At 75.0% G+C, this 24459-nt stretch carries 27 protein-coding genes; 13 read left to right on the top strand and 14 right to left on the bottom strand.

From position 1 onward, the window contains the following. The first annotated feature begins 28 nt into the window (after positions 1-28). Complete coding sequence (locus tag AC0VX4_RS11120) at positions 29-589, top strand: GNAT family N-acetyltransferase (protein WP_475464393.1); 561 nt, start codon at positions 29-31, stop codon at positions 587-589. Positions 590-731: 142 nt separating this feature from the next. On the opposite strand, the gene AC0VX4_RS11115 is transcribed toward AC0VX4_RS11120, so the two are convergent. From AC0VX4_RS11115 to AC0VX4_RS11105, 3 genes are all read right to left on the bottom strand, one after another. Next, the gene (locus AC0VX4_RS11115) at positions 732-1262 is read right to left on the bottom strand and encodes an SgcJ/EcaC family oxidoreductase (protein ID WP_475464392.1); all 531 of its coding nucleotides are present in this window, start codon (positions 1260-1262) and stop codon (positions 732-734) included. 29 nt (positions 1263-1291) lie between these two features. Further along, positions 1292-1432 carry a hypothetical protein gene (locus tag AC0VX4_RS11110; protein WP_002855432.1) on the bottom strand — a complete coding sequence of 47 codons (141 nt, stop codon included), beginning with the start codon at positions 1430-1432 and terminating at the stop codon, positions 1292-1294. Between the two features lie 77 nt (positions 1433-1509). After that, positions 1510-2388: a dioxygenase family protein gene (locus AC0VX4_RS11105; RefSeq protein WP_180536436.1), complete on the bottom strand. Its 879-nt coding sequence runs from the start codon at positions 2386-2388 to the stop codon at positions 1510-1512. Between the two features lie 115 nt (positions 2389-2503). On the opposite strand from AC0VX4_RS11105, the gene AC0VX4_RS11100 reads away from it, so the two are divergent. The 4 genes from AC0VX4_RS11100 (at position 2504) to AC0VX4_RS11085 (ending at position 5540) form a co-directional block, all read left to right on the top strand. After that, a complete protein-coding gene (locus tag AC0VX4_RS11100; RefSeq protein WP_136940576.1) occupies positions 2504-2986 on the top strand; it encodes a MarR family winged helix-turn-helix transcriptional regulator in 483 nt (160 codons plus the stop codon). A gap of 270 nt (positions 2987-3256) precedes the next feature. Next, entirely contained in the window at positions 3257-4510 is a 1254-nt protein-coding gene (locus AC0VX4_RS11095; RefSeq protein ID WP_475464391.1) for a polysaccharide deacetylase family protein, read from the top strand. Between the two features lie 10 nt (positions 4511-4520). Beyond that, on the top strand, positions 4521-5075 hold the full coding sequence (locus AC0VX4_RS11090; RefSeq protein WP_475464390.1) for a TIGR03086 family metal-binding protein: 555 nt from the start codon (positions 4521-4523) through the stop codon (positions 5073-5075). A gap of 39 nt (positions 5076-5114) precedes the next feature. Beyond that, on the top strand, positions 5115-5540 hold the full coding sequence (locus AC0VX4_RS11085) for an iron chaperone (protein ID WP_475464389.1): 426 nt from the start codon (positions 5115-5117) through the stop codon (positions 5538-5540). Here the strand turns inward: AC0VX4_RS11085 and AC0VX4_RS11080 are convergent. The 4 genes from AC0VX4_RS11080 to AC0VX4_RS11065 form a co-directional block, all read right to left on the bottom strand. Further along, complete coding sequence (locus AC0VX4_RS11080; protein ID WP_098470970.1) at positions 5422-6264, bottom strand: TVP38/TMEM64 family protein; 843 nt, start codon at positions 6262-6264, stop codon at positions 5422-5424. The two genes, AC0VX4_RS11085 and AC0VX4_RS11080, sit on opposite strands and share 119 nt — an antisense overlap. A 149-nt stretch (positions 6265-6413) precedes the next feature. Next, positions 6414-7256, bottom strand: coding sequence for a GTP pyrophosphokinase (locus AC0VX4_RS11075; protein WP_475464388.1), 843 nt, complete (start codon positions 7254-7256; stop codon positions 6414-6416). Positions 7257-7321: 65 nt separating this feature from the next. After that, positions 7322-7777: an acyl-CoA thioesterase gene (locus AC0VX4_RS11070; RefSeq protein WP_475464387.1), complete on the bottom strand. Its 456-nt coding sequence runs from the start codon at positions 7775-7777 to the stop codon at positions 7322-7324. Then, positions 7774-9231 (bottom strand): FAD-binding oxidoreductase, encoded by a 1458-nt coding sequence (locus AC0VX4_RS11065; RefSeq protein ID WP_065572682.1) that lies wholly within the window; start codon positions 9229-9231, stop codon positions 7774-7776. Before AC0VX4_RS11065 ends, AC0VX4_RS11070 begins: the two co-directional genes overlap by 4 nt. A gap of 86 nt (positions 9232-9317) precedes the next feature. Here AC0VX4_RS11065 and AC0VX4_RS11060 point away from each other — a divergent pair, with 86 nt between their 5' ends. The 3 genes from AC0VX4_RS11060 to AC0VX4_RS11050 all read left to right on the top strand — a co-directional run bounded on the left by AC0VX4_RS11060 (position 9318) and on the right by AC0VX4_RS11050 (position 12256). Further along, positions 9318-9980 carry a GNAT family N-acetyltransferase gene (locus tag AC0VX4_RS11060; protein ID WP_049158229.1) on the top strand — a complete coding sequence of 221 codons (663 nt, stop codon included), beginning with the start codon at positions 9318-9320 and terminating at the stop codon, positions 9978-9980. 1 nt (position 9981) lies between these two features. Beyond that, complete coding sequence (gene glsA / locus AC0VX4_RS11055; RefSeq protein WP_475464386.1) at positions 9982-11352, top strand: glutaminase A; 1371 nt, start codon at positions 9982-9984, stop codon at positions 11350-11352. Positions 11353-11476: 124 nt separating this feature from the next. Continuing rightward, entirely contained in the window at positions 11477-12256 is a 780-nt protein-coding gene (locus AC0VX4_RS11050) for a Pr6Pr family membrane protein (protein WP_145033338.1), read from the top strand. A gap of 143 nt (positions 12257-12399) precedes the next feature. Here the strand turns inward: AC0VX4_RS11050 and AC0VX4_RS11045 are convergent, their stop codons facing one another. From AC0VX4_RS11045 to AC0VX4_RS11020, 6 genes are all read right to left on the bottom strand, one after another. After that, positions 12400-13065: an SDR family oxidoreductase gene (locus tag AC0VX4_RS11045; protein ID WP_065572679.1), complete on the bottom strand. Its 666-nt coding sequence runs from the start codon at positions 13063-13065 to the stop codon at positions 12400-12402. Between the two features lie 101 nt (positions 13066-13166). Then, a complete protein-coding gene (locus AC0VX4_RS11040) occupies positions 13167-14222 on the bottom strand; it encodes a siderophore-interacting protein (protein ID WP_475464385.1) in 1056 nt (351 codons plus the stop codon). After that, positions 14219-15088 carry an ABC transporter ATP-binding protein gene (locus AC0VX4_RS11035; protein WP_475464384.1) on the bottom strand — a complete coding sequence of 290 codons (870 nt, stop codon included), beginning with the start codon at positions 15086-15088 and terminating at the stop codon, positions 14219-14221. Before AC0VX4_RS11035 ends, AC0VX4_RS11040 begins: the two co-directional genes overlap by 4 nt. After that, positions 15085-16155 carry a FecCD family ABC transporter permease gene (locus tag AC0VX4_RS11030; RefSeq protein ID WP_311795791.1) on the bottom strand — a complete coding sequence of 357 codons (1071 nt, stop codon included), beginning with the start codon at positions 16153-16155 and terminating at the stop codon, positions 15085-15087. Before AC0VX4_RS11030 ends, AC0VX4_RS11035 begins: the two co-directional genes overlap by 4 nt. Continuing rightward, a complete protein-coding gene (locus tag AC0VX4_RS11025) occupies positions 16152-17207 on the bottom strand; it encodes a FecCD family ABC transporter permease (RefSeq protein WP_475464383.1) in 1056 nt (351 codons plus the stop codon). The genes AC0VX4_RS11030 and AC0VX4_RS11025 overlap by 4 nt, the downstream gene beginning before the upstream one ends. Positions 17208-17216: 9 nt before the next feature. Then, positions 17217-18293: an iron-siderophore ABC transporter substrate-binding protein gene (locus AC0VX4_RS11020; protein WP_475464382.1), complete on the bottom strand. Its 1077-nt coding sequence runs from the start codon at positions 18291-18293 to the stop codon at positions 17217-17219. A gap of 201 nt (positions 18294-18494) precedes the next feature. Here AC0VX4_RS11020 and AC0VX4_RS11015 point away from each other — a divergent pair, with 201 nt between their 5' ends. The 4 genes from AC0VX4_RS11015 (at position 18495) to AC0VX4_RS11000 (ending at position 22539) form a co-directional block, all read left to right on the top strand. Then, positions 18495-19238 carry a ubiquinone/menaquinone biosynthesis methyltransferase gene (locus AC0VX4_RS11015; protein WP_065572675.1) on the top strand — a complete coding sequence of 248 codons (744 nt, stop codon included), beginning with the start codon at positions 18495-18497 and terminating at the stop codon, positions 19236-19238. Positions 19239-19572: 334 nt separating this feature from the next. Next, the gene (locus tag AC0VX4_RS11010; protein ID WP_475464677.1) at positions 19573-20301 is read left to right on the top strand and encodes a response regulator transcription factor; all 729 of its coding nucleotides are present in this window, start codon (positions 19573-19575) and stop codon (positions 20299-20301) included. 94 nt (positions 20302-20395) lie between these two features. Further along, the gene (locus AC0VX4_RS11005; RefSeq protein ID WP_227448874.1) at positions 20396-21973 is read left to right on the top strand and encodes a sensor histidine kinase; all 1578 of its coding nucleotides are present in this window, start codon (positions 20396-20398) and stop codon (positions 21971-21973) included. 140 nt (positions 21974-22113) lie between these two features. Beyond that, positions 22114-22539, top strand: coding sequence for a WGxxGxxG family protein (locus AC0VX4_RS11000; protein ID WP_060775135.1), 426 nt, complete (start codon positions 22114-22116; stop codon positions 22537-22539). Between the two features lie 93 nt (positions 22540-22632). Here the strand turns inward: AC0VX4_RS11000 and AC0VX4_RS10995 are convergent, their stop codons facing one another. Next, on the bottom strand, positions 22633-23556 hold the full coding sequence (locus AC0VX4_RS10995) for an ArgP/LysG family DNA-binding transcriptional regulator (RefSeq protein WP_081304920.1): 924 nt from the start codon (positions 23554-23556) through the stop codon (positions 22633-22635). A gap of 69 nt (positions 23557-23625) precedes the next feature. Here AC0VX4_RS10995 and AC0VX4_RS10990 point away from each other — a divergent pair, with 69 nt between their 5' ends. Then, positions 23626-24456, top strand: coding sequence for a LysE/ArgO family amino acid transporter (locus AC0VX4_RS10990; RefSeq protein WP_223246372.1), 831 nt, complete (start codon positions 23626-23628; stop codon positions 24454-24456). The last annotated feature ends 3 nt before the right edge of the window (positions 24457-24459 follow it).

Here is a 24459-nt window from a genome sequence, read left to right as displayed (position 1 = left end):
GGCCCGGCCTCGGCGGTACCGTCCGGGGATGACCTCCGCACCCCGCGCCGCCGTCGTCCGTCCGGCCCGCCCCGAGGACGCGCCCGCGATCGCCGCGATCGCCGCGGCCACCTTCCCGGACGCCTCCCCGGCCTCGCTGCCGCGTGCCGCGGTGGAGGCGCACATCGCATTGCACCTGAGTGAGGACGCCGTGGCCGCGTGGATCGCGGACCCGGAGCGGATCGTGCTCGTGGGCGCCGCGGCCGACGCCCCGGAGACCCTGCTCGGCTACGCCATGTACGAGACCGCCGCGACCCCCGAGGCACCCGTCACGGAGCGGCTCGGCGACGTGCCGGCCGGCCACCTCTCGAAGCTGTACGTGCTCGCCGAGGGGCGCGGCACCGGGCTGGCCGAGGCCCTCGTGCACGACGGCGTCGAGCGGCTGCGGCGGCTGGGGTTCCGGCACGTGTGGCTCGGCACGAACGCGCAGAACGCACGGGCCAACCGGTTCTACGAGCGCCTCGGCTTCGCGACGATCGGGGCGCGGCAGTTCGTGGTCGGCGGGGAGCGGGTCGAGGACGACTGGGTGCGGCTGAAGAGCCTGGGGTGAGGCGGGAGCGCCGATGGTGACCGCCGCGGACTGCCAGAAAGTGGTCACGACATGCCGCGTGGCTCTCCAGGAGACGGCGTGTCGTGACCACTCTGTGGCGCCCTGACCGTCTGTGGCGCCGGGTGCGGCCGGTCGCCGCCCCTCAGCAGGCCTCCGGGCCGTCGGGGTCGTCGTCGGGATCGATCCACGCCGACGGGTGGTAGTGCACCGCGGCCAGCCCGTCGTCGTCGGCCAGGTGGGTCTGCGCCTCGGGCACGGAGTCCGTGTTCTGCCCGGCCACCGCCTCCCACGCCCCGGCCTCGGTGCGGCGCACCACGAGCAGCAGGACGCCGGTGCGCTCACCGGCCTCGTCGCCGTCGGGCGCGGTCTGCCCCGTCATGGTCCACGGCGCGTGCAGCACCGCCACGTCCCCGAGCTCGCGCACGCGCACCTGACCGAGCACGAGCCGGGAGGCCGGGAACATCCAGCGGAAGCCGAGCGCGTGGTTCACCCGGATCTGCCGCCGCCGTGTCCACCACACGCCCACCACGTTCACGAAGTCCGCGTCCTCGGCGAACAGGTCGGCGAGCGCGTCGGCGTCGGCGGCGTTCCAGGCGGCCGCGAAGGCCTCGGCCACCGCGGCGGGGCCGGCCGGCCGGGTCGCGACGTCGGCGGTGGGGTCCGCGGGGGACATGGCTGCTCCTGGATCGGGGAAGGGCGGTTTCAGCGGGCGGGCCCGTAGGCCAGCATCAGCACGACGGCGGCGAACAGCACCGCCATCACGGCCAGGACCGTGAGCACGGCGCGCAGGGCCGCACGCGTGCGCGGGTCGGCCGGGGGTGGTGCATCCGGACGTCGGGTCACGCTCGCCAGTGTGGCATGCGGCACGGCGCGAGGGGCGCGTGCGTCGGCGCGCGTCGAAGGTGCCTCCCAGCCGGGGCTCAGTCGACGCTGAAGCTGCGGATGTGGTTGCTGAACACGAAGCGGTCGAACACGGTCCGCGCCGAGCTCGGGTCGTCCGCGGCGCCCAGGGTGAGCAGCAGTGGCACGAAGTGGTCCGCCGTCGGGTGGGCGATCAGCGCGCCCGGCGCCGTGTCCCGGTAGCCGACCAGGGCGTCGACGTCGCCCGCGTGGGTCATCTCGGCCGCCCACCGGTCGAAGGCGTCGACGTGCCCGAAGAGGCGCGGGTCGCGCATGGCGGCGAACGAGTGCGTCATGAACCCGGAGCCGATCACGAGCACGCCCTCTTCCCGCAGGGCGCGCAGCCGGGTGCCGAGCCGCAGCAGCGCGGCCGGATCCTGGGAGGGCATGGACACCTGGACCACGGGGACGTCCGCGTCCGGGTACATGGCCATGAGCGGGATGTAGGCGCCGTGGTCGAGCCCGCGGCCGGTCTGGTGGACCGCACCGGGCCGGCCCTGGCCGAGGACGCCGGCCACGCGGGCGGCGAGGTCCGTGGCGTCCGGGGTGGCGTACGTCAGTTCGTAGTAGCGCGGGTGGAAGCCGCCGAAGTCGTAGACCAGCGGCGTGCCGGCGGCCGCGGAGGAGATGGCCACGGGGGCGTCCTCCCAGTGCGCGGACACGATCACGATCGCGCGCGGCTTCGGCATGCTCTGGGCCCAGGAGAACAGGTCCTGCAGCCACTGCGGATCGTCCAGGGTGGGCGGGGCGCCGTGGCTGACGAACAGGGCCGGCAGGGGTCCGTCGGACGGCTCCCAACGGCGCTGGGCGCGGGTGAGGGGCAGCGCGCGCACGAGCAGGTCGTCGTACGCGCCGGCGGGGGTGGGCTGCGCCCACGGGTCCTGGATGGTGGCGGTCATGGTGTCCTCCTGGCTCACGACGGCGTCTGTTGACTTCACGCGTGAAGTCAAAGGTGCGGCGGTTCAGTTCACGGTGCAACTGAATCACGCCGTGTCTTCGGGTAGGGTGGCAGTCATGGACCACGACGCCGCCCCCTGGCTGGACGCGGAGGAGCGCCGCGCGTTCCTCGCCCTGATGAGCATGGCCATGCGCCTGGAGCCGACCCTGGACGCCCAGCTGCGCCGCGACGTCGGCCTCACCCACTTCGAGTACTCCGTGCTGGCCAACCTCTCCGAGGCCGACGGCGGCACGCGCCGGATGAGCGAGCTCGCCTGGCTCTCGGCGGGCTCCCTGCCGCGGCTGTCCCAGGTGGTGACCCGCCTGGAGAAGCGGGGGCTCGTGCGGCGGGAGCCGGACCCGGATGACGGCCGCTACACCCGCGCGGTCCTGACCGCGTCGGGCCGGGCGGCCGTCGAGGAGGCCGCCCCCGGGCACGTGGCCGAGGTGCGCCGCGTGGTCCTGGACCCGCTCACGCGGGCGCAGGTCCGGCAGCTGGCGGCGATCGGCCGGCGGGTCATGGGGGCGATCGACCCCGAGGACCGCTGCCTCGAGGGCTGAGTCCCCACCGGGTGCGCCCGCGCCCGCGCTGTCCTCACCGCCGGCCTCACGCCCGCTGGCCCGCCTCCCGCAGAGTGGTCACGACACGCCGCATGGCCGACGGCGAGACGGCGTGTCGTGACCACTCTGTGCCGTCTGCGGCGGATCGAGCCCCGCCGCCGGCCGGCCTCCCATGCCCGGCCGGTTCCCACCTCCGCCCCCACGCCCGGCAGGGGTGGTCCCGGGCCGGACGGCCTTGGCATGATGGGTGCCCCCGGAGAAAGGTGCCTGATGCCCCCGCCCGTGCCGCAGCCGACCCGCCGACAGATGCTCCTGGCCGGTTCCGCCCTGCTCGGATCGGGACTGCTGACCGCCTGCGGGCAGGACGGGGAGGACGCGCCGTCGTCGTCGTCCGAGCCCGCCTCGTCCGCTCCCACCTCCGCCGCCCCCGCCGGCCCGCCGCCCGCCGGCGACCCGGTGGCCTGGCCGGACGTGGCCCGGGTGCCGCACCTGTTCTTCCACTCCCTCGTGGTGGACCCGGCCCGCGCCTTCGACGGCGACGACAAGGCCGGCGGCTATCTGGACTTCATGGTCACGGTGGACGAGTTCGACGCCGTCATCCGGCAGGTCTACGAGCGCGGCTACGTGCTGGTCTCCCCGCACGAGCTGTACGAGGTGGGCGAGGACGACGTCGTCCGCCCGAAGACCCTCATGGTCCCCGAGGGCCGCACCCCGCTGATCCTCTCCCTGGACGACTGCTCGTACTACCTCTACATGGACGGCGACGGCTTCGCGGACCGCCTGATCGTGGCCGAGGACGGCCGCGTCCGCAACGAGTACACGGACGCCGAGGGCACCACGCACGTCGGGGCGTTCGACGTCGTCCCGCGTCTGGACGACTTCCTCGACGAGCACCCGGACTTCAGCCTCAACGGCGCCCGCGGCGTGCTGGCCATGACCGGCTACGACGGCGTGTTCGGCTACCGCACCTCGGCCCGCGAATTCGGGGACAGCCCCACGTTCGACGCCGACGTCGCGGCCGCCACCGAGGTCGCCGACGCGCTCAAGGACAGCGGCTGGGAGTTCGCCTCCCACACGTGGGGCCACCGGACGGTGCCGAAGCTGACCATGGAGGAGCTCGAGTTCGACATGGGGCACTGGCACCAGGAGGTCGAGCCGATCCTCGGCCCCACGGACATGCTCATCTACCCCTTCGGCGCGGACGTGACCGGTCCCGGCAAGTACACCGCGGACAACGAGCGGTACCGCTACTTCCGCGAGCTCGGCTACCGCTCCTTCTTCCTCGTGGACGGCACCTCCAAGGCGTGGGGCCAGCTCGAGCCCGCCTACTACCGCGGCTCGCGCATCAACGTGGACGGTATCAGCCTCGCCGCGGCCGTCTCGGGTGAGCGGCCCGTGCTGGAGGAGTTCTTCGACCCCCGGTCCGTCCTGGACCCGGCCCGTCCCGAGTCCATCCGCGGCCCGAAGAAGCCGAGCCCGAAGCCGTCGTCGTCCGCCGCGGCCCCGAGAACCCCGCGACCCTGAGGAGAGCACCATGTCCATCCCCGCCACCGAGGTCGAGGCCCGCTGGAACGCGGCCGCCGAGCCGTTCACCGCCGTCGTCCGGGAGGTGCGGGACTGGGACGCGGCCACCCCGTGCGAGGGCTGGGACGCGCTGGACCTGCTGGACCACGTGATCGCCGGCCAGCGCGACTTCGCCGCCCGTCAGGGCCGGGAGGTGCCCCTCTTCGACGGCTCCCGCCAGCAGCTGGCCACCCAGTGGGCCAAGCACGCCGCCGCCATGTCCGCCCTCGCCGGTGACGAGGAGTTCATCATGCGGCCCATGAAGACCGCGCTCGGGGAGATGCCCGTGGGCGAGGCGTTGATCCGCTTCCACGCGTTCGACCTGATCGTGCACCGTTGGGACCTGGCCCGCTCGCAGGGCGTGGACGCGCGGTTCACGGACGCGGAGATCGACTGTGTGGAGGAGTCGCTGGAGCTGTTCGGCGACGCCGCCTACACGCCCGGCATCCTGGGCGAGCCCGTCCCCGTGGCCGACGACGCCGACCCGCAGACCCGCCTGCTCGGCCGCCTGGGCCGTCGGGGCTGAGACCAGAGCAGGACCCATCCCCGAACCCCAGGAGGCACCGTGAGCGAGTCCACCGGTTTCAGCGCCGCGGAGAAGGCCGCGATGGCCGAGCGCGCGGAGGAGCTGCGCGCCCAGCGCGGCGGCAGGAAGAGGGCCGACGCCCTGCAGGACCTGCTGGCGAAGATCGAGGAGATGCCCGAGCCGGACCGCGCCCTGGCGGTGGGGGTGCACCGGATCGTCACGGAGGTGGCCCCGGAGCTCGCCCCCCGCACGTGGTACGGCATGCCCGCCTACGCGCGCGGCACGGAGGTGCTCGTGTTCCTGCAGGTCAGCAGCAAGTTCGGCGTGCGGTACACGACCCTCGGCTTCAACGAGGGGGCGAAGCTCGACGACGGCGCCATGTGGCCGACGTCGTTCGCCCTGACCGCCCTCGACGACGACGTCCGGGCCCGGATCGCCGATCTGGTGCGCCGCGCCGTCGGCTGACGTCCGGCCCCTCCGCGGACCGGGTTGCCCGTCGCCAGTGGCGCACGGCCCACAGGGTCAGGCCGCCCACGGTGAGCCAGCCCACCCCGAGCAGCACGCCGTTCACGACGCCCGGGCGCACCGCGAACGCCCCCATCGCCACGAGGGAGAGCTGCCCGGGGATCACGCCGACCGCGGTGGAGCCGGCGAAGATCCCCAGCGGCACGGCGAGCGCGCCCGCTCCGTAGTTCACGGGCCAGTACGGCAGCCCCGGGGCGACGCGCAGGGTCAGCAGGGCGAGGAACCCGGTGTCCTCGAGCCGCCGCTCCACGGTCTCGGCGTGGCGGCCGAGCCAGCGCAGGACCACCTCCCGCCCGACTGCCCGCGCGACGCCGTAGGCCCCGAGCGAGCCCAGCAGGGCCCCGACCACGGACAGCACCGTCCCCTCGATCGTCCCGAAGAGCACACCGGCGGTGACCGCCATGATCGTCACGGGGATGGGGGTGAGCGCCACCGCCGCGTACAGCACGGTGAACGCGAGCCAGCTCCACCAGCCGAAGCCGTCCAGCCGGGTGCGCAGCTCGTCCACGCCGGGCAGGCGCACGGTGAGCGCGAGCCACACGAACGCCGCCACCACGAGGACGAGGGCGGCGGTGCGCAGGATCGACACCCCGCGGTGCCCGGTGCGGGCGGGCGGGGTGGAGGCGGCGCCGGAGTCGCCCGGCGGCACGGCGGTGGAGGGCATCGGACCAGGCTACCGGCGGCCACCCTGCCCGCTCCGCGGTCACGCCCTGCTCGGCTTCGGTGGATCACACGCGTGTGACTCATCCACACCTGTGGACAACTCTGTGGAGAACCCTGTGCACGCGGCCCGCCAGGTGTGGACGGAGGGGCTCAGCCGGTGGACGCGCCGGGCGCGTCGTCGCGCGGCTCCGCGTCGCCCGGCCCCGCCGCCGGCTCGTCCTCGAAGGCGGGACCGCCGTCGTCCTCCCAGGCCGCGGCGGCGTCGTCGTCCCTGTCGGTCTCCTGCACCTGGTCGTGCAGGCGCTCCATGCGGGTGTCCAGGTCCGCGGCCACGCGGGCGGCGGCCACGAGCTCGGTCGCGATGTCCGGGGGCACGCCGCCGTCGAACTTGTAGTTGATCTTGTGCTCGAGCGTGGCCCAGAAGTCCATGGCGCTCGTGCGGAACTGCATCTCCACGGTCACCGGGATCGTGCCGGTGGACAGGTGGATCGGCACCTGCACGAGGCAGTGCAGACTGCGGTAGCCGGAGGGCTTGGGCCGGGAGATGTAGTCCTCCACCTCGAGCACCCGGATGTCCGGCTGCTGCGTGAACTGGCGGAACACGCGGTACACGTCCCGGGCGAAGCTGACGATCACGCGCGCCCCGGCGATGTCCGTGACGTTGGTGCGCAGCGCGTCCAGGTCCAGGGACAGCCCGCGGGCGGACGCCTTGCGCAGGATCGACTCCGGCGACTTCACCCGCGTGACGATGTGCTCGATGGGGTTGTAGTCGTGCAGGTGCGTGAACTCGTCCCGCAGCACCTCGAGCCGCGCCTCCACCTGGAGCAGGGCCGAGCGGTACTCGAGGTCGAAACGCTCCACGTCCTTGCGCAGGCGATCCAGCGCCTCGGACATCGCGGGGGAGAGCTGCGTCAACTCGGACACGGGGGTGCCGCGCAGCGCCTCGACGTCCGCCGAGGGCGTGGGCGCGTCCGGGGAAGGGTCCTGCTCCATGGCCTCAGAGCCTACGGCGGGATCCTGCGAGACGGCTGGCCGTCCACAGGCCCGACGGCGGCCCGTCAGTCCTCGGCGGGGATCAGCACGCGCTCGAAGGCGGCGCGCTCCTCGTCGGAGACGGCCACGGGCCGCCCGACCGCCGGGTCCACCTGCACGAACACGGCGTCGCACAGCACGCAGCGCCGCCCGTCCTGCCACAGCTCGTGGCGCAGCGTGAAGGACGTCCGGCCGATCCGCAGGATCCACACCCGCGCCGTCACCTCGGTCCCGGCGTAGACCACGGGCGCCTCGTACTGGACCTCCATGGACCGCACGACGCGCTGGACGTCCGGGGACGCCGTCGTCGTGGCCCACGCGGCCAGGGCGCGCACGCGCGCCTCCTCGGTGAGGGTGAGCAGGCGGGCGTTGTTGACGTGGCCGTAGCGGTCCTCGTCGGACCAGCGCAGCTGCAGCCCGACCTCGAACGGGGTCGGCGTGCCGGCGTCGGCGGGGGTCTCGGGGGTGGTCGGCTGCGTCACGGGGTGAACACCTTTCCTGGGTTGAGGATGCCGTGCGGGTCGAACACGGCCTTGATGCGCTGCTGGAGGTCGTGCTGGGCGTCGCCGAGCTCGTCCCGCAGGAACGCGCGCTTGAGCAGGCCCACGCCGTGTTCGCCGGTGAGCGTGCCACCGAGTTCCAGGCCCGCGCGGAACAGCTCGCCGGCGGCCTCCCACACGTCCGCCGGGATCGACGCGGCGTCCTCGGCCGCGCCGCCCACCTGCGCCGCCTCGCCGAACAGCAGGATCGGGTGCAGGTTGCCGTCCCCGGCGTGGGCCGTGGTGGGGATGGCGACGCCGGTGCGTGCCTCGATCTCACGGATCCGCGCGAACATCTCGGCCATGCGGCTGCGGGGAACGGCCACGTCCTCCACGAGCGGGGTGCCGAGGCGTTCGAGCGCGGGGAACGCGGTGCGGCGCAGGGCCATGAGGGCCTCCCCCTCGGCGGGGTCCACGGTCACGGTGACGTCCCCGCCGTGGGCGCGCATGAGGGCGGCCATGGCCTCGCCGTCCGCCTCGGCGCCGGCGCCGTCGGCCTGCACCAGCAGGAACGCGCCGGACTCGGGCAGGGCGGCCCCGCGTTCGGGCCCCGCGTGCGCGCGCACCGCGGCGAGCGTCGCCTCGTCCATCAGCTCCATCAGGGCGGGCACGTGACCGGCCCCGGTGATCGCCTCGGCCGCGGCGGCGCCCGCGACGACGTCCGGGAAGAACCCGCCGAGCGTCACCGGCACGCCGCGCACGGCCGGCCGCAGCGCCAGCGTCGCGCCCACGATCACGCCGAGCGTGCCCTCCGAGCCGATCATCAGCGCGACCAGGTCGTAGCCGGTCACCCCCTTGACGGTGCGGTGGCCCAGCCGCAGCAGGGTGCCGTCCGCGAGCACCACGTCCAGGCCCAGCACCGCCTCGCGCGTGACGCCGTACTTGGCGCACAGCAGCCCGCCGGCGTTCATCGCGATGTTGCCGCCCACCGTGGAGATGTCCTTCGACGCGGGGTCCGGGGCCCACCACAGCCCGTGCTCGGCGAGCGCGGCGTTCAGCGCCCCGTTGAGGATCCCCGGCTCGACGACGGCCACGCGGTCCGCGGGGGAGACCTCCAGGATCCGGTCCATCGCGGTCATGTCCAGGACGATCTCGCCCGCCCCCGCGACGGCGCCGCCGGCCAGCCCCGTGCCCGCTCCGCGGGTGACCAGCGGGGTGCTGGTGGCGTGCGCGATCCGGCACGCGGCCTGCACGTCCTCCACCGTCCGCGCGCGGACCACGGCCAGCGGCGCGGCCGGGGAGCGGTGTCCCGAGCGGTCCGCCCGGGCGGCCTCGAGTGCGGCGACGGAGACGTCCACGCGGCCGGGCAGCTCCGCCTGCAGGCGGGCGACGACGTCGGCGGGCGGGGCGTCCGCGGCAGGCGGGGCGGCCGGGGCGAGCGGTGCGGAGAAGTCCATGCCCACCAGTGTCGCCGATCACACGGGGCGGAACGTGCGTCGGCCGGTCCGATGACGCGCCCGGCCCCGTCCCTAGACTGGCGGCCATGACCTCCCCGGACCCCGCGCCCCCGCGCCCCCGCGTCCACGTGCTCACCCTGCGCCCGGATGGGGCCCGCGAGGAGACCGCCCGCCGCGTGGGCGCGGTCCTCGCCGAGGCCTTCGCCACGGACCCCTACACGCTCGGGCTGGTGCCCGAGGACCGGCGCGAGGCCCGCCTCGAGCGCAAGTTCACCGCCGCCGTGCGCCACGGGCTGCGCGCGGGGGCCGACGGCGCCCCGCTCGGCGCCGTGGACGTCGCCGTGGACGCCGACGACGGCACGCTGCTCGGCGCCGCCGTGTGGACCTCCCCCGCCGCCCCCCGCGGGGTCGACGTGCCGGGCCTGCTGGCGGGGCTGCCCACCGCCGTCGCCGTCCACGGCCGCCACACCCTCACCCTGAAGCGCATCCAGGCCGCCTGCGAGCGGGCCCGCCCGGCAGGCCGACACTGGTACCTCGAGGAGGTCGGCACCGTCCCGTCCGCCCGCGGACGCGGGGCGGCGAGCGCGCTGGTGCGCCACGGCCAGCGCCGCGCGGCGGGCCTGCCCGTGCACCTCGAGGCGTCCGTGCCCGCCACCGTCCCGTTCTATGAGCGGCTCGGCTTCCGTGCCACCGGCCACGTGCCCGTGCCCGGCGGCGAGCCCCTGACCTGCCTGCGCTGGGAGGCCTGAGATGAGACACCCGATCCCCGACTACCTGGCGAGGCTGGTCACCGAGCTCGGCGCCGTGAACCCGGGCGAGACGGCCCAGTACATCCCCGTGCTCGCGGAGGCGGACCCGGACCGCTTCGGCATCGCGCTGGCCACCCCCACCGGGCGGCTGCACTGCGCGGGGGACGCGGACGTGGAGTTCACCATCCAGTCCGCGTCCAAGCCGTTCACGTACGCGGCCGCGCTCGTGGACCGGGGCTTCGCCGCCGTGGACCGGCAGGTGGGGCTGAACCCCTCGGGCGAGGCCTTCAACGAGCTCTCCCTCGAGGTGGAGTCGCACCGCCCGGACAACGCCATGATCAACGCCGGCGCGCTCGCGGTGCACCAGCTGCTCGTGGGACCGGAGGCGAGCCGGAAGGAGCGGCTGGACCGGGCCGTGGAGATCATGTCCCTGCTCGCCGGGCGTCGGCTCTCGGTGGACCGGCAGACGTACGAGTCCGAGATGGCGGTCTCGGACCGCAACCTCTCCCTGGGGCACATGCTCCGCAGCTACGGGGTGCTGCAGGACTCCGCCGAGGAGATCGTGGCCGGGTACGTGGCGCAGTGCGCCGTGCTCGTCACCGCCAAGGACCTCGCCGTGATGGGCGCGTGCCTGGCCACCGGAGGCATCCACCCGATGACGGGCGAGCGCGTGCTGCCGTCCATCGTGGCGCGGCGCGTGGTGTCCGTGATGACCTCCTCCGGCATGTACGACGCCGCCGGGCAGTGGCTCGCCGACGTCGGGATCCCGGCCAAGTCCGGCGTGGCGGGCGGCGTGCTCGGCGCGCTGCCGGGCCGGGTGGGGATTGGCGTGTTCTCGCCGCGCCTGGACGAGGTGGGCAACTCGGCGCGCGGGGTGCTGGCGTGCCGCCGCCTCTCCGAGGACTTCCGGCTGCACCTCATGGACGGGGACAGCCTGGGCGGCACCGCCGTGCGCTTCGTGGAGCGGGAGGGTGACCGCGTGTTCCTGCACCTGCAGGGCGTGATCCGGTTCGGCGGTGCGGAGGCGGTGCTGGACGCGCTCACGGACCTGCACACCGGTGCGGAGAAGCCCGGCACCGGGTGGGACGCCGCCGTCTACCCGCGGTGGCAGGAGGCTGCGGCGGACAGCGCGGCGCTCGCGGCCGCGACCGGCGGCGGGGCGGTGCACGAGGCCGCCGCCGTGGCCGCCCGGGACGAGAACGACGGGCCCATCCGTACCGTGGTGCTCAACCTCGCGCGGGTGGACCGGATCGAGGATGTCGGCCGGCGGCTGATCGCCGAGGGCGTGCGCCGGCTGCAGGCCGACGGCGTGCGCGTGGAGGTCGAGGATCCGGAGCGCATCCTGCCGCTGGAGGAGGCCGGCGCCCACTGAGGCGGCGGGGCGGGCAGGAGGGGGGCGCGGCGGTGTTCTCCGTCTCGCTCCCTTTCGTTCAACTGCTGTTCATGTGAGAATGGGCGGTCTCATCCCTTGACCCCGCCGTTCGAGGACGACCCCCATGCCCCTTTCCACCCTCCGCGTCAGCCTGCCCTCCCTCCGCCGCACCCGCCCCGCCCCGCAGGGGGTCCGGGGGCGGATCGCGCACGCCGTCGTGTCCCGGCTACGCCCGCGTCCCGTGCCGCCGGTGGACCGTCGGACCCGCCTGGCGTGGCAGGTCTCGGGGGCTCTGCCGCTGATCGGGTGCCTGACCTCGTTCCCCATCGGGATGTCCAAGGATTCCATGGTGATCCCAGGCGTCGGCTATCAGGGCGGTTTCCCCGCGGGCTGGTCCCACGCCCTCAACCAGCCGGCGTACTTCACGTGGCTGTCCAACGCGCTGGTCGCGGGCACGTCGCTGACGCTGGCCGCGCGTCGTGAGGCGCCCACGTCGGACGCGTTCTGGGCCGTGCGCACCGCCGGCCTCGGCTCGGTGATGGTCACGGGGATCGTCTACAACGCGGTGCTGCGCGGCCGCGAACAGGACACCTTCCTCTACCGGTTCAACGACGCGCTGCAGCACATCGTCAACCCCGTGCTCGCCCCGGCGGTGTGGGCGCTGTTCGACCCGCGCGGGCAGATCACGCCGCGGCGCGCCGGGCTGGCCTCGGTCATCCCGCTGATGTGGGCGGCGGCGACCATGGCGCGCGGGCCCCGCATCGACTGGTACCCGTACCCGTTCCTCGACGTGCCGCGGCTCGGCCGCCGCAGCGTGGGCGTCGTGCTCGCCGGGATCCTGGCCGGCTTCACCGGGCTCATGGGCGTGCTCGGCACCGTGGACCGCCGCCTCGGCCCGGCCTGAGCGAGGGCGGTCCCCGGCGCTGGCGGCCGGCGCCCGGGGCTTTCGAACGTGAGAGAGGGCCTATCTCACGTTCGAAAGCGCCCATTCGCCCCCTTTCGCGTTCGAAAGCGCGGGTGGGGAGCGCCGGCGACGGCGGCGGCGCGTCAGTCGCCGCGGACGGCCTCGGCCACGGGCACGTCGCCGTCCACGAAGTCGATCTTCCGGCCCACCGTGCCCGGCTCGCTGAGCACGGCCACGATCGCCCGGGCGACGTTGCCACGGCTGGCCTCACGCTGCGAGGCGTCGGAGTCGGAGAGGTCCGGGTCCACGGTGATGCGGCCGGACGCCTCCTCCTCGGTCAGGGCGCCGGGGCCGAGGATGGTCCAGGCCAGCCCGGAGTCCCGCAGTGCCTCGTCCGCCTCGGCCTTGGCCTGCGCGTACGTGTAGAAGGGGTCGTCCTCGGGCACGTCGTGGTGCAGGGACGCGCCGAGGTAGGACACCATCACGTAGCGCCGCACACCCGCGGCCTCGGCGGCGCGCATGCTGGCGACGGCGGCGTCGTGGTCCACGGCCCGGGTGCGCTGGGCGTCCCCGCCGCCGGCGCCCGCGGAGAACACGACGTTGTCCGCGTCGCGCAGCGCGTGGACCAGCTCCTCCTGGTCCGCCTTCTCGATGTCCAGGACGAGCGGTTCGGCGCCGGCGGCGCGGACGTCCTCGGCGTGGTCGGGGTTGCGGATGAGCGAGACGACGTCGTGGCCGGCCTCCGCCAGCAGGGGTGCGGCGAGCAGGGCCACCTTGCCGTGGCCGCCGATGATCACGGTGCGGGTCATGGGGATCTCTCCTTCGGTTCGATCGGGTGCTGGACTCCCACAGTAGGGAGAGCCCGACGCCGGTGCGAGGGTGGAGCGGCGCGCGACCGCCACCCCACTCCTCAGCTCTCCGCCTGGCCCTCCCGCCAGTAGCCCATGAAGGAGACGTGCTTCTTCGGCACGCCGCCGGGGCCCACGCTGAACCGGCGCAGGGCGCGCACCATCGCGGACTCCCCGGCGAGGAACACGTAGGCCTCGGGCCGTTCGTCGGCCTCGAGGGCGGCGACGGTCCACTCGCGCTCGACGGAGGCCGCGGGCGGCGCGACTGGCCCGCCGGCGTCGTCGGGGTCCACGCCCAGCAGGGCGGCGAGGCGGGCGTGCGCCCAGGACCCCGACGGCGCCCCCGGCGCCCGGCGGCCCACGTGCAGGCGCACGCGGCCCCGGTCCGCCAGCTCCGTCACGGCCCGCCAGTCCCACGGTTCGGGGACGGCCAGGCGCTCGGCGATGAGGTCGGGGGCCTGCCCGTCGTGGGGCAGCTCGAGCACGAGGTCCGCCTCGCCGTCGAACCCGCCGAACGGGTCCGCGAGCTCCTCCGCCACGGACACCAGGGCGGGGACGGCGGTCTCGTCGCCCACGGCCAGCACACGGTGCGCCCCCGTCTGCCGCCAGCCGGACCACGCCGGCGCCTCCGCCGAGGGCACCAGCACGTTCACCGCGTCCCCCGCCTGGACGGCGCGCGCCCAGCGCAGGCCCGGCCCCTGATGCGGGTCGGCGGGGTCGTCCGGGTCGCCGTGCAGCACCACGTCCACGGTCAGCGAGGGCACCTGCCGCCCGTCGAGCCGCACGAGCCCGGCCGAGCGCACCGTGTACGTGCGCATCCAGCCGCGCTCCTCCTCGGGGATGGCCAGGAACCCGGCGCGGAACCCGGCGGACAGGTCCGGGTCCGCCGACGCCCCGCCCGGCGGGGGGATCAGCAGCTTCACGTAGGCGTCCCGGCGCGGCCGCGCGCCCCGGTACAGGGCGTGCAGGTCGGCGACGCCGGGCGGCAGCAGTCCCAGCAGGTCCCCGCTGGCGGCCTCCAGGTCCGGGCCCGCCAGCACGATCCGCCGGAACCCGCGGCACGGCTGCTCCACGGACACCACGCGCGTGTGCGCCACGATCATGCCGTCGGCGCTCATCGGCGGTCCCCGTTCCCGCGCGGCAGCACCACGGGGTGGCCCAGCAGCGGGTCGGCCACCACGTCCGCGTCCAGGCCGAACACCTCGGTCAGCACCTCCGGCACGATCACCTCGCCCGGCGTGCCCTGCGCCACCACCCGGCCCGCGGCCATCGCCACGATGTGGTCCGCGCTGCGCGCCGCCAGGTTCAGCTCGTGCAGCACCGCGACGACGGTCGCCCGGCCCCCGCCGCGCGGGTCCGGGAGCGCCCGCACCAGGTCGAGCACCTCCACCTGATGGCTGAGGTCGAGGTAGCTCGTGGGCTCGTCGAGGAGCACCACCGGGGTCTGCTGGGCGAGCACGAGGGCGAGCCACGCCCGCTGCCGCTGCCCGCCGGAGAGCGTGCCGGCCTCGCGCTCGGCGAGCTCCACGAGGTCGGTGCGCTCGAGCGCCGAGGCGATCGCGGCGTCGTCGCCGGCGGCCCGGCCGCCGAGGAGCCCGCGGTGCGGGTGACGGCCGCGCGCCACGAGCTGCGCCACCGTCATGCCCTCAAGTGCCACGGGATGCTGGGGCAGCAGCGCCACGGTGCGGGCGTAGTCGCGTGCGGACACGCGGGCGGCGTCCCGGCCGAGCACCTCGATGCTCCCGGTGCGCGGGGCGAGCTGGCGGGTCAGGCCGCGCAGCAGCGTGGACTTGCCGCAGCCGTTGGCGCCGATGATCGCGGTGACGCGTCCGGCGGGCACGTCCAGGTCGAGGCCCTGGACGATCGGCGGTGCCGAGGCCGGGCCGTAGCCGAGCGTCAGGCCGCGCAGGCGGATCGCGACGTCGTCGGCGGCCCCGGCGCGCGGTGCGGCGGGGGACGGGACGGTGAGCGGGGGAGCGGTCATGTGGAGCGCACGCCTCCTGGGGTCCGGCCCTGGCGCAGCAGCAGCCAGAGCATGAGCGGGGCGCCGGCGGCGCCGGTGAGCACACCGGTGGGCAGGGCGGCGCCGGTGAGCAGGGGGACGGCCTCGCCGGCCACGAGGTCCGCGAGCAGCACGAGCGCGGCGCCCGTGAGCGCCGCCGCGGGCAGGGAGGGCAGGCCGCGGGTGAGCCCGCGCGCCACCGGGGTGGCCAGCAGCGCCACGAACGCCAGCGGCCCGACGACGGCGGTCGCCACGGCGGCGAGCACCGCGCCGAGCCCCAGCGCCGCGGCCGAGGTGGGGCGCGGCCGGGCGCCGAGGGCGTGCGCGAGGTCCGGGCCGACGTCGGCGGGGGCCAGTCGCGCGTGGAGCACCCCCGCCAGCGGCAGGGCGACCACGAGCACGCACGCGAGCAGCGCGATGCGGCCCCACGTGACGCCGTTGAGCGAGCCGGCGATCCAGACGGTGGCCGACTGCAGGTCGTGCTGGGCCAGCGAGAGCATGGCCCCGGCCACCACGGCCTGGCCCGCCGCCGCGACCGCGATGCCGGCCACCACGAATCGTTCGCCGCCCACCGAGCGGGCCGTGGCGAACACCGCGGCCACCGCCGCGAGGCCGCCGACCAGCGCCGTGGCGGCGCGCGTCAGGTCCGATCCGCCGCCGGTCTGCCCGGCGGTCGCCAGCATCCCCAGCACGACCGCCGCCGCGGCGCCCTGGGTGACGCCCAGGATGTCCGGCGAGGCCAGCGGGTTGCGCAGGGTGCGCCGGTAGAGTGCGCCGGCCGCGCCCAAGGCGGCGCCGGTGAGCACTGCGGCCACGGCGCGCGGCAGCTTCTCCTCGAGCACGATGAAGCTCGCCCCCGGGATCGTCTCCCCGCCCAGGATCCGCACGAGGTCCGGGACGGTCACCTGGTACGTGCCCCACACCACGCGCAGCAGTGCGAGGACCAGCACGGCCACGGCGAGGCCCGCACAGGCCCATCCGAGGCGGCGCCGGTCGGAGCGGCGCAGGCGGGCGACGACGTCGGCCGCGGCGGTGCGCTGGAGGCTCATGCGGCCACCCCCGGGCGGCGCAGCAGCGCCAGCAGCACGGGCACGCCGAGCAGGACGGTGGTCACCCCGAGGTGGATCTCCCCGGGTGCCACGACGAGCCGCCCGGCGAGGTCCGCGAGGATCACGAGGACGGCGCCCCACAGGGCGCAGCCGACCATCAGGGCCCGCGTGCTCGGCGGCCGCAGACGGCGCAGCGCGTGGGGCACGAGCAGTCCCACGAACCCGACCGGCCCGGCCAGCGCCACCGCCGTGGCCGTGAGCAGCACGACCGCGCCCAGCAGCACCGCGCGCACCCGCTCCGGGCGCCCGCCCAGGCCGTGCGCGAGGTCGTCGCCCAGGGCGAGGGCGTCGAGCCCGGGGGCCACGGCGACGGCGGCCAGCAGCCCGACGGCGATCACGGGCGTCAGGGCCAGCGCCTCGCCGAGGTCGGCGCGGGCCACCGTGCCCACGGCCCAGAACCGCAGTCGGTCCTGGACCGTGGGGGAGAGCACGAGCAGCGCCGTGGTGCCGGCGGTGGCGCCGGCGGTGAGCGCCGCACCGGCCAGCACGAGCGCCATGGGGGAGGGGGCGCCGGGCGTCCGTCCCCTCCGCGTGGCGGCCGCCGCCACCGCGTAGCCGAGCGCCGCCGCGATCAGCGTCCCGACGGCGGCCAGCGCCAGCACCCCGAACGTGGACCCGGCGACGCCCAGCGCCATGCCCGCCGCCACGGCCAGCCCCGCGCCGGCGGAGAGCCCGAGCAGTCCCGGGTCGCCGAGCGGGTTGCGGGTGGCCCCCTGCAGGGCCGCGCCGGCCACGGCCAGCGCCGCCCCCACCAGCGCCCCCGTCACCACGCGGGGCACGCGGGAGGCCACGGCCGCCGCCTCGATGCCCTCCGGCACGGGGTGCCCGGTGAGGACCGCGCCCAGGGTGTCGAGCGCCGTCGTCGCCGGCACGGTGCGCGCGCCGAGGGCGACGCCGGCCACGAGCGCCGCCAGCAGCAGCGCCGCGGGCAGGGCGCCCATCAGCACACCCGCGCGGGCGCGGGCCGGGGAGGAGAGGGCCGTGGACGGCATGGGGAGGGATCAGCCCTGCGCGGTCTTCGCGGCCTCGGCGATCGGCGGGACGACCTTCTCGAGCGCGAACGGGATGGACAGCGGGGAGATCGCGGAGACGGAGAGGACCTCCTGCTCGTCCGTCTGCAGGACGAGGGCGCCGGCCTTCACCGCGGGGATCGAGCCCAGCAGGGGGTCGGACTCGATGGCCTCGCGGACCGAGTCCTGGGCGGCCCAGGAGACGAACACGTCCGACTCCAGCTCGTCCGCGCGCTCGGGCGACCACGTGAAGAAGAACGCCTGGTCCTCCGGGGAATTCTCCGTCACCACCGGCGCCTGCTCCATGCCGAGCAGCTCGAGGAACTTCGGGCGGTTGTCCACGTCCGTGTAGATGCTGATCTGGTCCGCGGCGGCGGGGTCGATGGTGCCGTAGACGAAGGAGGCACCCTGGAGATCCGCGTGCTTCTCGCCGGCGGCCTTGATCTGCTGCTCGAGGTCCGCGATGAGCTCCCCCGCCTCCTGCTCCGTGCCGAGCACGCGGCCGATGACCTCCGTGGACTGCTGCCACGAGGTGCCGTAGGCGGGGACGTCCTTCGGGTAGGCCACGGTGGGGGCGATCTTCGAGAGGCGGTCGTAGTCCTCCTGCGTGATGCCGGAGTAGACGGCGAGGATGACGTCCGGCTTCACGGCGGCGATCGCCTCCGCGTCGATGCCGGAGGCCTCGGACCACTGCACGGGCTTCTGGGCGCGCTCGGTCTCGGCGAGCTTCGCGTCGAACCAGTCGGTGGACTTCTGCGCGTTGCCGCCGAACTCCACGGCGGCCATGCCCACCGGCACCACCCCGAGGGCGAGGGCCACGTCCTGGTTCACCCAGGACACGGTGGCCACGCGGGTCGGGCGCTGCGGGATCTCGGTGGTGCCGTAGACGTGCTCGATGCTGCGCGGGAACGCGGCGTCCCCGCCTGCGGCGTCCGACGACGACGCACCGGCCGACGAGGACGAGGCCGAGCCCCCGGCCGGGCCGGTGGAGCACGCGGCGAGCAGGAGGGTGAGGCCGACTCCCCCGCCGGCGAGGAGGGAGCGGCGGGACAGGGAGGACGGTGCCATGGCGGTGGCCTTTCACGGTCGCGACGCGCGGGCGCCGGGCGGAGGGGGTCGGGTCTGCGGTCGGGGAGGGCGGCGGCCCTGGGGGCCGACATTAGCGAACATCGACGTGAGGTAACTCTGGAAGGTTAGGGCAACCTAACGCCCCTGTGCAATCCCGGGGAGGGGCGTCGTCGGGGGAGGTGGGCGGGATACGGTGGTCTGGTGAGCCAGAACCCCCTCCCCGCCCCACGCGGCGACGCCCAGCGCGGCGCCGCCGACCACCACGACCGGGTCTCCGCGATGTTCGACGCCATCGCCGGCCGCTACGACCTGATGAACGCCGTCATGACCTGGGGTCAGGAGCCGCGCCTGGTGCGCCACACGGTGGCGCGGGCCGACATCCCGGCGCAGGCCCGCGTGCTCGACCTGGCCACCGGCACCGGCGACCTCGCGTTCGAGGTGCTCAAGCAGCACCCCGACGCACAGGTGGTGGGCGCGGACATCGCCGCCGAGATGATGGAGGTCGGCCGTGCCCGCGCGGGCGGGGACCGCATCGAGTGGGTCGTCGCGGACGCGACGGACCTGCCGTTCGAGGCCGGCTCGTTCGACGCCGTGACCCACGGCTACCTGCTGCGCAACGTCGCGGACATCCCGGCGACTCTCGCCGAGCAGTTCCGCGTGCTGCGCCCCGGCGGCTGGGTCGCGGCCCTCGAGACGTCGCCGGCGCCGGACAACGTGCTCAAGCCGTTCTCCTCCTTCTACATCCACCGGGTGATGCCGCAGCTCGCGAAGCTGATCGCCGACCGGCCCGAGGCCTACGCGTACCTGTCCTCCTCGACGAAGGCGTTCCACACGCCGGACGAGGTCGCGGACCTCTTCGCCGAGGCCGGCTTCGTGAACATCGGCCACGAGACCCACATGTTCGGCACCCTGGCCACGCACTGGGCCATGAAGCCGGTCGACTGACGCCGGCCACGCGGCGCGGCGTCAGCACAGGGCGGCCCCGGTGGCGCCGCCGGATGCGTCAGGGCTGTGACGAGTCACGCTGATGTCCGCAATCCGAGAAGACTCTGGGCCGACCCGGCTGATCCGCGTAGCATGGGGCTCCGTCGAGGGGGGATCCGCGCACCCCCCGGCCTCCGGTCGCCGCCCGTCCGCCATCCCCCGGAACGGCGTCGCCCCTCCGTCGCGAGGCGCTCGTCCCCCGCAGCCCGCGACGTCCGCGTGGGCACCGTGAACCGTCTCCCGAACGTAGAGGAACTTTGTGAGCCCCATCCAGAGCACCACCGGCCCGTCATCCATGGCAGAGCTGAAGGAGGTCCTGCCCGAGCTCTCGCACCCGGACGGCGCACCGGTGCGGGTGCTCGTCGTGGACGACGAGCCGATGATCGCCGACCTGCTCTCCATGGGCTTCACCCTCTGCGGCTGGGAGGTGATCGTGGCCCACGACGGCGCGACCGCCGTCGAGCTGGGCACCGCCGGCCGGCCGGACCTGGCGATCCTGGACGTCATGCTGCCGGACATGGACGGCCTGGACGTCCTGGAGCGCCTGCGTGCCCACTGGTCGGAGATGCCCGCCATGTTCCTCACCGCCAAGGACGCGACGGAGGACCGCGTGGCAGGCCTGGCCGCCGGGAGCGACGACTACGTGACCAAGCCCTTCTCCATGGAGGAGGTGCTCATCCGCGCGCACCGGCTCGTGCAGCGCTCCGGCGTGGTCTCGGGCGGCTCCGAGGTGCTCGCGGTCGGTGACCTGGTGATGAACACCCGCACCCACGAGGTGACCCGCGGCGGCGACGAGATCGAACTGACGGCCACGCAGTACAACCTGCTGAAGTTCCTCATGGCCAACGTCCGCACGGTGCTCTCCAAGGAGCGCATCCTGCAGGATGTCTGGGGCTACGACTTCGGCGGCCGCGCGAACATCGTCGAGCTGTACATCTCCTACCTGCGGAAGAAGATCGACGCGGATCGGGATCCGATGATCCACACCATCCGCGGCGCCGGGTATGTCATTCGGCCCGCCTGAGACCGCCGCGGTCCCGTCGGGGCACGGCAGCACCCGCCGCAGGCGGCCCACGTCGCTGGCCCGCCGCGTCGGCGCGGGCGTCCTTCTGATCCTGGTGGCCACCATCACGGCCTACTCGTTCTTCGCGGCCGGCATCACGAAGGCCCTGCTGACCGACTCCGCCTCCCGGGACGCCTCCGAAGCCTGGGCCCGCGCCGCGGAGCAGCTGGCGGGCCCCTCGCCGGGCGGAGGGGACGACGTCGGCCTGGGGGAGGGGGGCCTGCGCGCGCCGGGCACCCTCGGCCAGTTCGAGGGGACGGTGGTCGCGCTCGTCTCGCTCTCCGCCCTGGAGGCGCACCACCAGGGCGCGCTCACCGGGCACCGGGTCGGCGAGGCCGGGGAGTCCGTGCCGCTCACGGCGCAGGAGGCCGATGACCTTCTGCATGCCCTCCGGGACCGGCCGGGCGGGCCGATGCTCGACGCCGTCGTCGGCGGTGTCGGCTATCGCGTTCAGGCCCAACTGCTGAGCGCGCCGGGCCCCTGGGTGGCCGCGGACCAGGTGCTCGTGGTGGGGGCGCCGACGGGTGCCATGTCCGACGTCGCGCGGCAGGCGCTGCTCGCGGTCGCCGTCGGACTGTCCGTCACCGTCCTCACCACCGCGATCCTGGTGACCCTGTGGCTGCGCCGGGGCCTGGCCCCGCTGCGCGAGGTCGCCGCCGTCGCCGAGCGGGTCGCCCAGGCGGACATGGCCCACGCCGGGCTCGATCCGGAGGACTCACGCATGCCGCCTCGGCTCCTGCAGGGGCCGGACGAGGTGGCCGTCGTCGCCCAGGCACTCGACCGGTTCACCGGCTCGGTCGAGGCGGCCCTGGAGCAGCGCCGCGTGCAGGAGCAGCACATGCGCCGGTTCATGGCGGACGCCTCCCACGAGCTGCGCACGCCGCTCGCCTCGGTGCGCGGTTACGCCGAGATGATCGCGATGACGGAGGAGCTCTCCGCGACCGGCCGGCGGTCGCTCGGCCGGGTGCTGTTCCAGGCCGACCGGATGGCCGCCCTCGTGGACGACATGCTCCTGCTCGAACGGCTCGAGTCCGTCTCGCGCGGCCGGGCCATGGGCCTGGAGCCCTCCGGGGAGGTGGCGCTGGCCGAACAGGTGGACCTGTCCGAGGTGGTCCTCGAGGGCGTGATGGACGCCCGCGCGGCGTGGCCGGACCACACGTGGGTGGTGGACCTGCCCGAGGGGGCGGAGCCGGGCACCCAGCGGTCCGTCACCGGCGACCGGTCGCAGCTGGCCCGCGTGGTCGGCAACCTGCTCTCCAACGCGGCCAAGCACACCCCCGTCGGGACCACCGTCACGGCCTCCGTGCGGCAGGACCAGCCCCGGCCCGGCGTCATGCTCGTCAGCGTCCACGACGACGGCGGCGGCATCCCGGCCGACCGGCACGCCAGCCTCTTCCACCGCTTCGTCCGCGGCCCCGGGAAAGGCCGGTCGAGCGCCCCGGGCACGGAGCCGTCCACGGGTCTGGGTCTGGCCATCGTGCGCTCGATCGCGCGCAGCCATGGCGGGGACGTGGCCGTGGCGTCCGAGGACGGATGGACGCGCTTCGACGTCGTCGTGCCCTGCACCCCGGGGCGCGCCGGGCCGGGGGCTGCGGGCCCCTGCTGCGGCTCCGCCCGGGCCGGCCGGCCCTGACCCCGGGTCGGCAACCGTTGACGGACCCCCACCCTCCTGTGCGTACGGTGCTCGTGCATGACCCAGAAAGGGTCGTCCGGGACCTCCGGTCGATCCCCCGACGCCGGTCGGCGCAGGCCACCGGTGAGAGGAGCACGATCATGACTGACATCCGCCGCACCGCCACCGCCCTGACCCTCGGCGCCGCCGTCGTCACCGGCCTCGGCGCCCCCGCCGCCGTCGCGCAGACCACGGCCCCGGCCACCGAGACCGCCACGACGGCGCCGGCCTCCCAGTCGCCCGCCCCCCAGGAGGAGGAGAAGGACGACAACGGCAACTGGGGCCTGTGGGGCCTGGCCGGTCTGCTGGGCCTGGCGGGCCTGGCCGGTCGCCGCAAGCGTGAGGTGCACGCCGAGCCCGTGCGCCGCGACCACCACGTGGCCGGCGCGCACCGTGACCATGACGTGCACCGCGTGGACGACCGCGCCGGCGACGTGCGCACCGAGGGCGTGGACGCCCGCCGCCACGAGGCCGACGGCACCCTGGGCGACGCCACCCGCCGCCCGGGCACCGGCGACGCCCGCTGACCCGACCCCGGCCGCCCCGAGCGGCCCGTGACCGCGACCCCCGCCCCTGAGGCGGGGGTCGCGGCGCGTCCGGGCGGGTCTTGAATGCGCTCCTCAGTCCGCGGCGTCCCCCGCCGAGGGCGCAGCACGAAGCACCGCGTCGGTGAGCCGGTCCAGGGCTGCGGTCCCGGCCGTCCAGCGCTGCCAGTGCAGGTCCACGTCGACCGCGCCGAGGGCCGGGATCGGCTCGAGATCGGGGTGGCGGCCCTCGAGCACGCCCGGCGGGATCTGCACCGAGGGGAGCATGCCCCAGCCCAGCCCGAGCTCCACCGCCCGCAGATAGGAGTGCACGGAGGGCACGAGGTGGGTCGGCGGGTCGGCCACGGGCCGGCCGCGGGTGACGCGGCGCAGCACCGTGTGCTGCAGGCCGTCGCGGGGGCCGTAGTCCACGATCGGCAGCGTGCCGAAGTCGACCCGGCCCCGCGCGTCGCGGTGCAGCTCCAGCAGGAAGGACGCGCACACCGCGTGATAGCGCATCGTGCCCAGCGGGGTGGAGCTGCACCCGGCCACGGGCGTGGGGTCGTCCGTCACGGCGGCCACGACTGCGCCGTCCCGCAGCAGGACGGCGGTGTGCTCCTGGTCCTCGGACTGCATCTGCAGGACGACGTCGTCCCACGTCGCCGCCTCGCGCAGCACGGGCTCCCACCACGTGTCGAGGGAGTCCGCGTTGAGGGCCACGCGCAGCGGCACGCGTCCTCCGTCGCCGCGGCCGAGCGCGGCGAGCGCCTCGTCCTCGAGTGCGAGGGTCTGCCGGGCGAGACGGAGCAGGCGCTCTCCCGCCGCGGTCGGCCGGACGGGGACGGTGCGGGCCAGGAGCACCTGGCCCACCTGCCGCTCGAGGGCCTTGATCCGCTGCGAGAAGGCCGAGCCGGAGATCCGCAGGGAGTCCGCGGCGGCGTCGAAGGTGCCGTGGTCGACGGCCGCGACGAGGGCGCGCAGGTGGTCGGAGTTCATGCGGTCCAGGGTAGGGGTGGTCATGAAGGATGTCTTCAGATCTTGAAGAAGATTGCGATGGCACGGACGTGGGACGGCTCCTATCCTCGCTCGGTGACCATCTTCGCCACCGGATTCCTGACCTACCTCGCCCTCATCGTCGCCATCGGCGCGCAGACCCTGTTCCTGCTGCGCCAGATCGTCCGGCGCGACCGCGTGTGGACCGTCCTGACGGTGTGCTTCGTGGCCGATGTGGCGCTGCTCGTGCTCGGCGCCGGCGGCGTGGGCGTGGTGGCCGAACGCTGGCCGTGGCTCGTTCCCGCGCTGACCGTGGCCGGCGTGGTCTACCTCCTCGCGTTCGCCGTGGGCGCGCTGCGCTCCGCCTGGCGCGGGGACCGGACCCTCACCACCGCGGCCGCGGACGTCGAGGGGACCGGGCACGGCCCTGACCGCATCGACCTCGCGGTCCTCACCGGCGAGCTGCCGCTGATCGACCCGGCGACCGGCCGCCTGGCCGATCGCGAGCCGGCCGGGGCCGGCGTCGGGCATCACGACGACGGCGCGCCCGGCGTCGGCGCCCCCTCGGGCAGCGGGTCGGTGGCGGTGCGGCAGCGCGTGCAGCCGCGCCGCGTGGCGCTGGACCGCCCGCAGACGCCGCTGCCGCGGATCATCCTGCTGGCGCTGTCCGTCTCCCTGGTGAACCCGCACGCCATCCTCGACACCGTGGTCATGATGGGCACCTTCGCACAGACGTTCGGGGCGGCGAAGTGGGCGTACGTGGGCGGCGCGGTGGCGGCCTCGCTCGTGTGGTTCACCGGGCTCGGCTGGGGCGGCACGAAGCTCGCCCCGTCCATGGACTCGGCGCGGACGTGGCGGATCGTGGACGCCGTGGTGGGCGTGCTCATGCTGGGAATCGCCGTGAAGGTGGGGCTCACGCTCCTCTGAGCC

It is taken from the genome of Micrococcus sp. 63XJN7_8_ISO-PGPR-S23-253 (genome assembly GCF_056173425.1).
The sequence above is the reverse complement of the archived record's forward strand: the minus strand, read 5'-3'. Positions and strand labels throughout refer to the sequence as shown.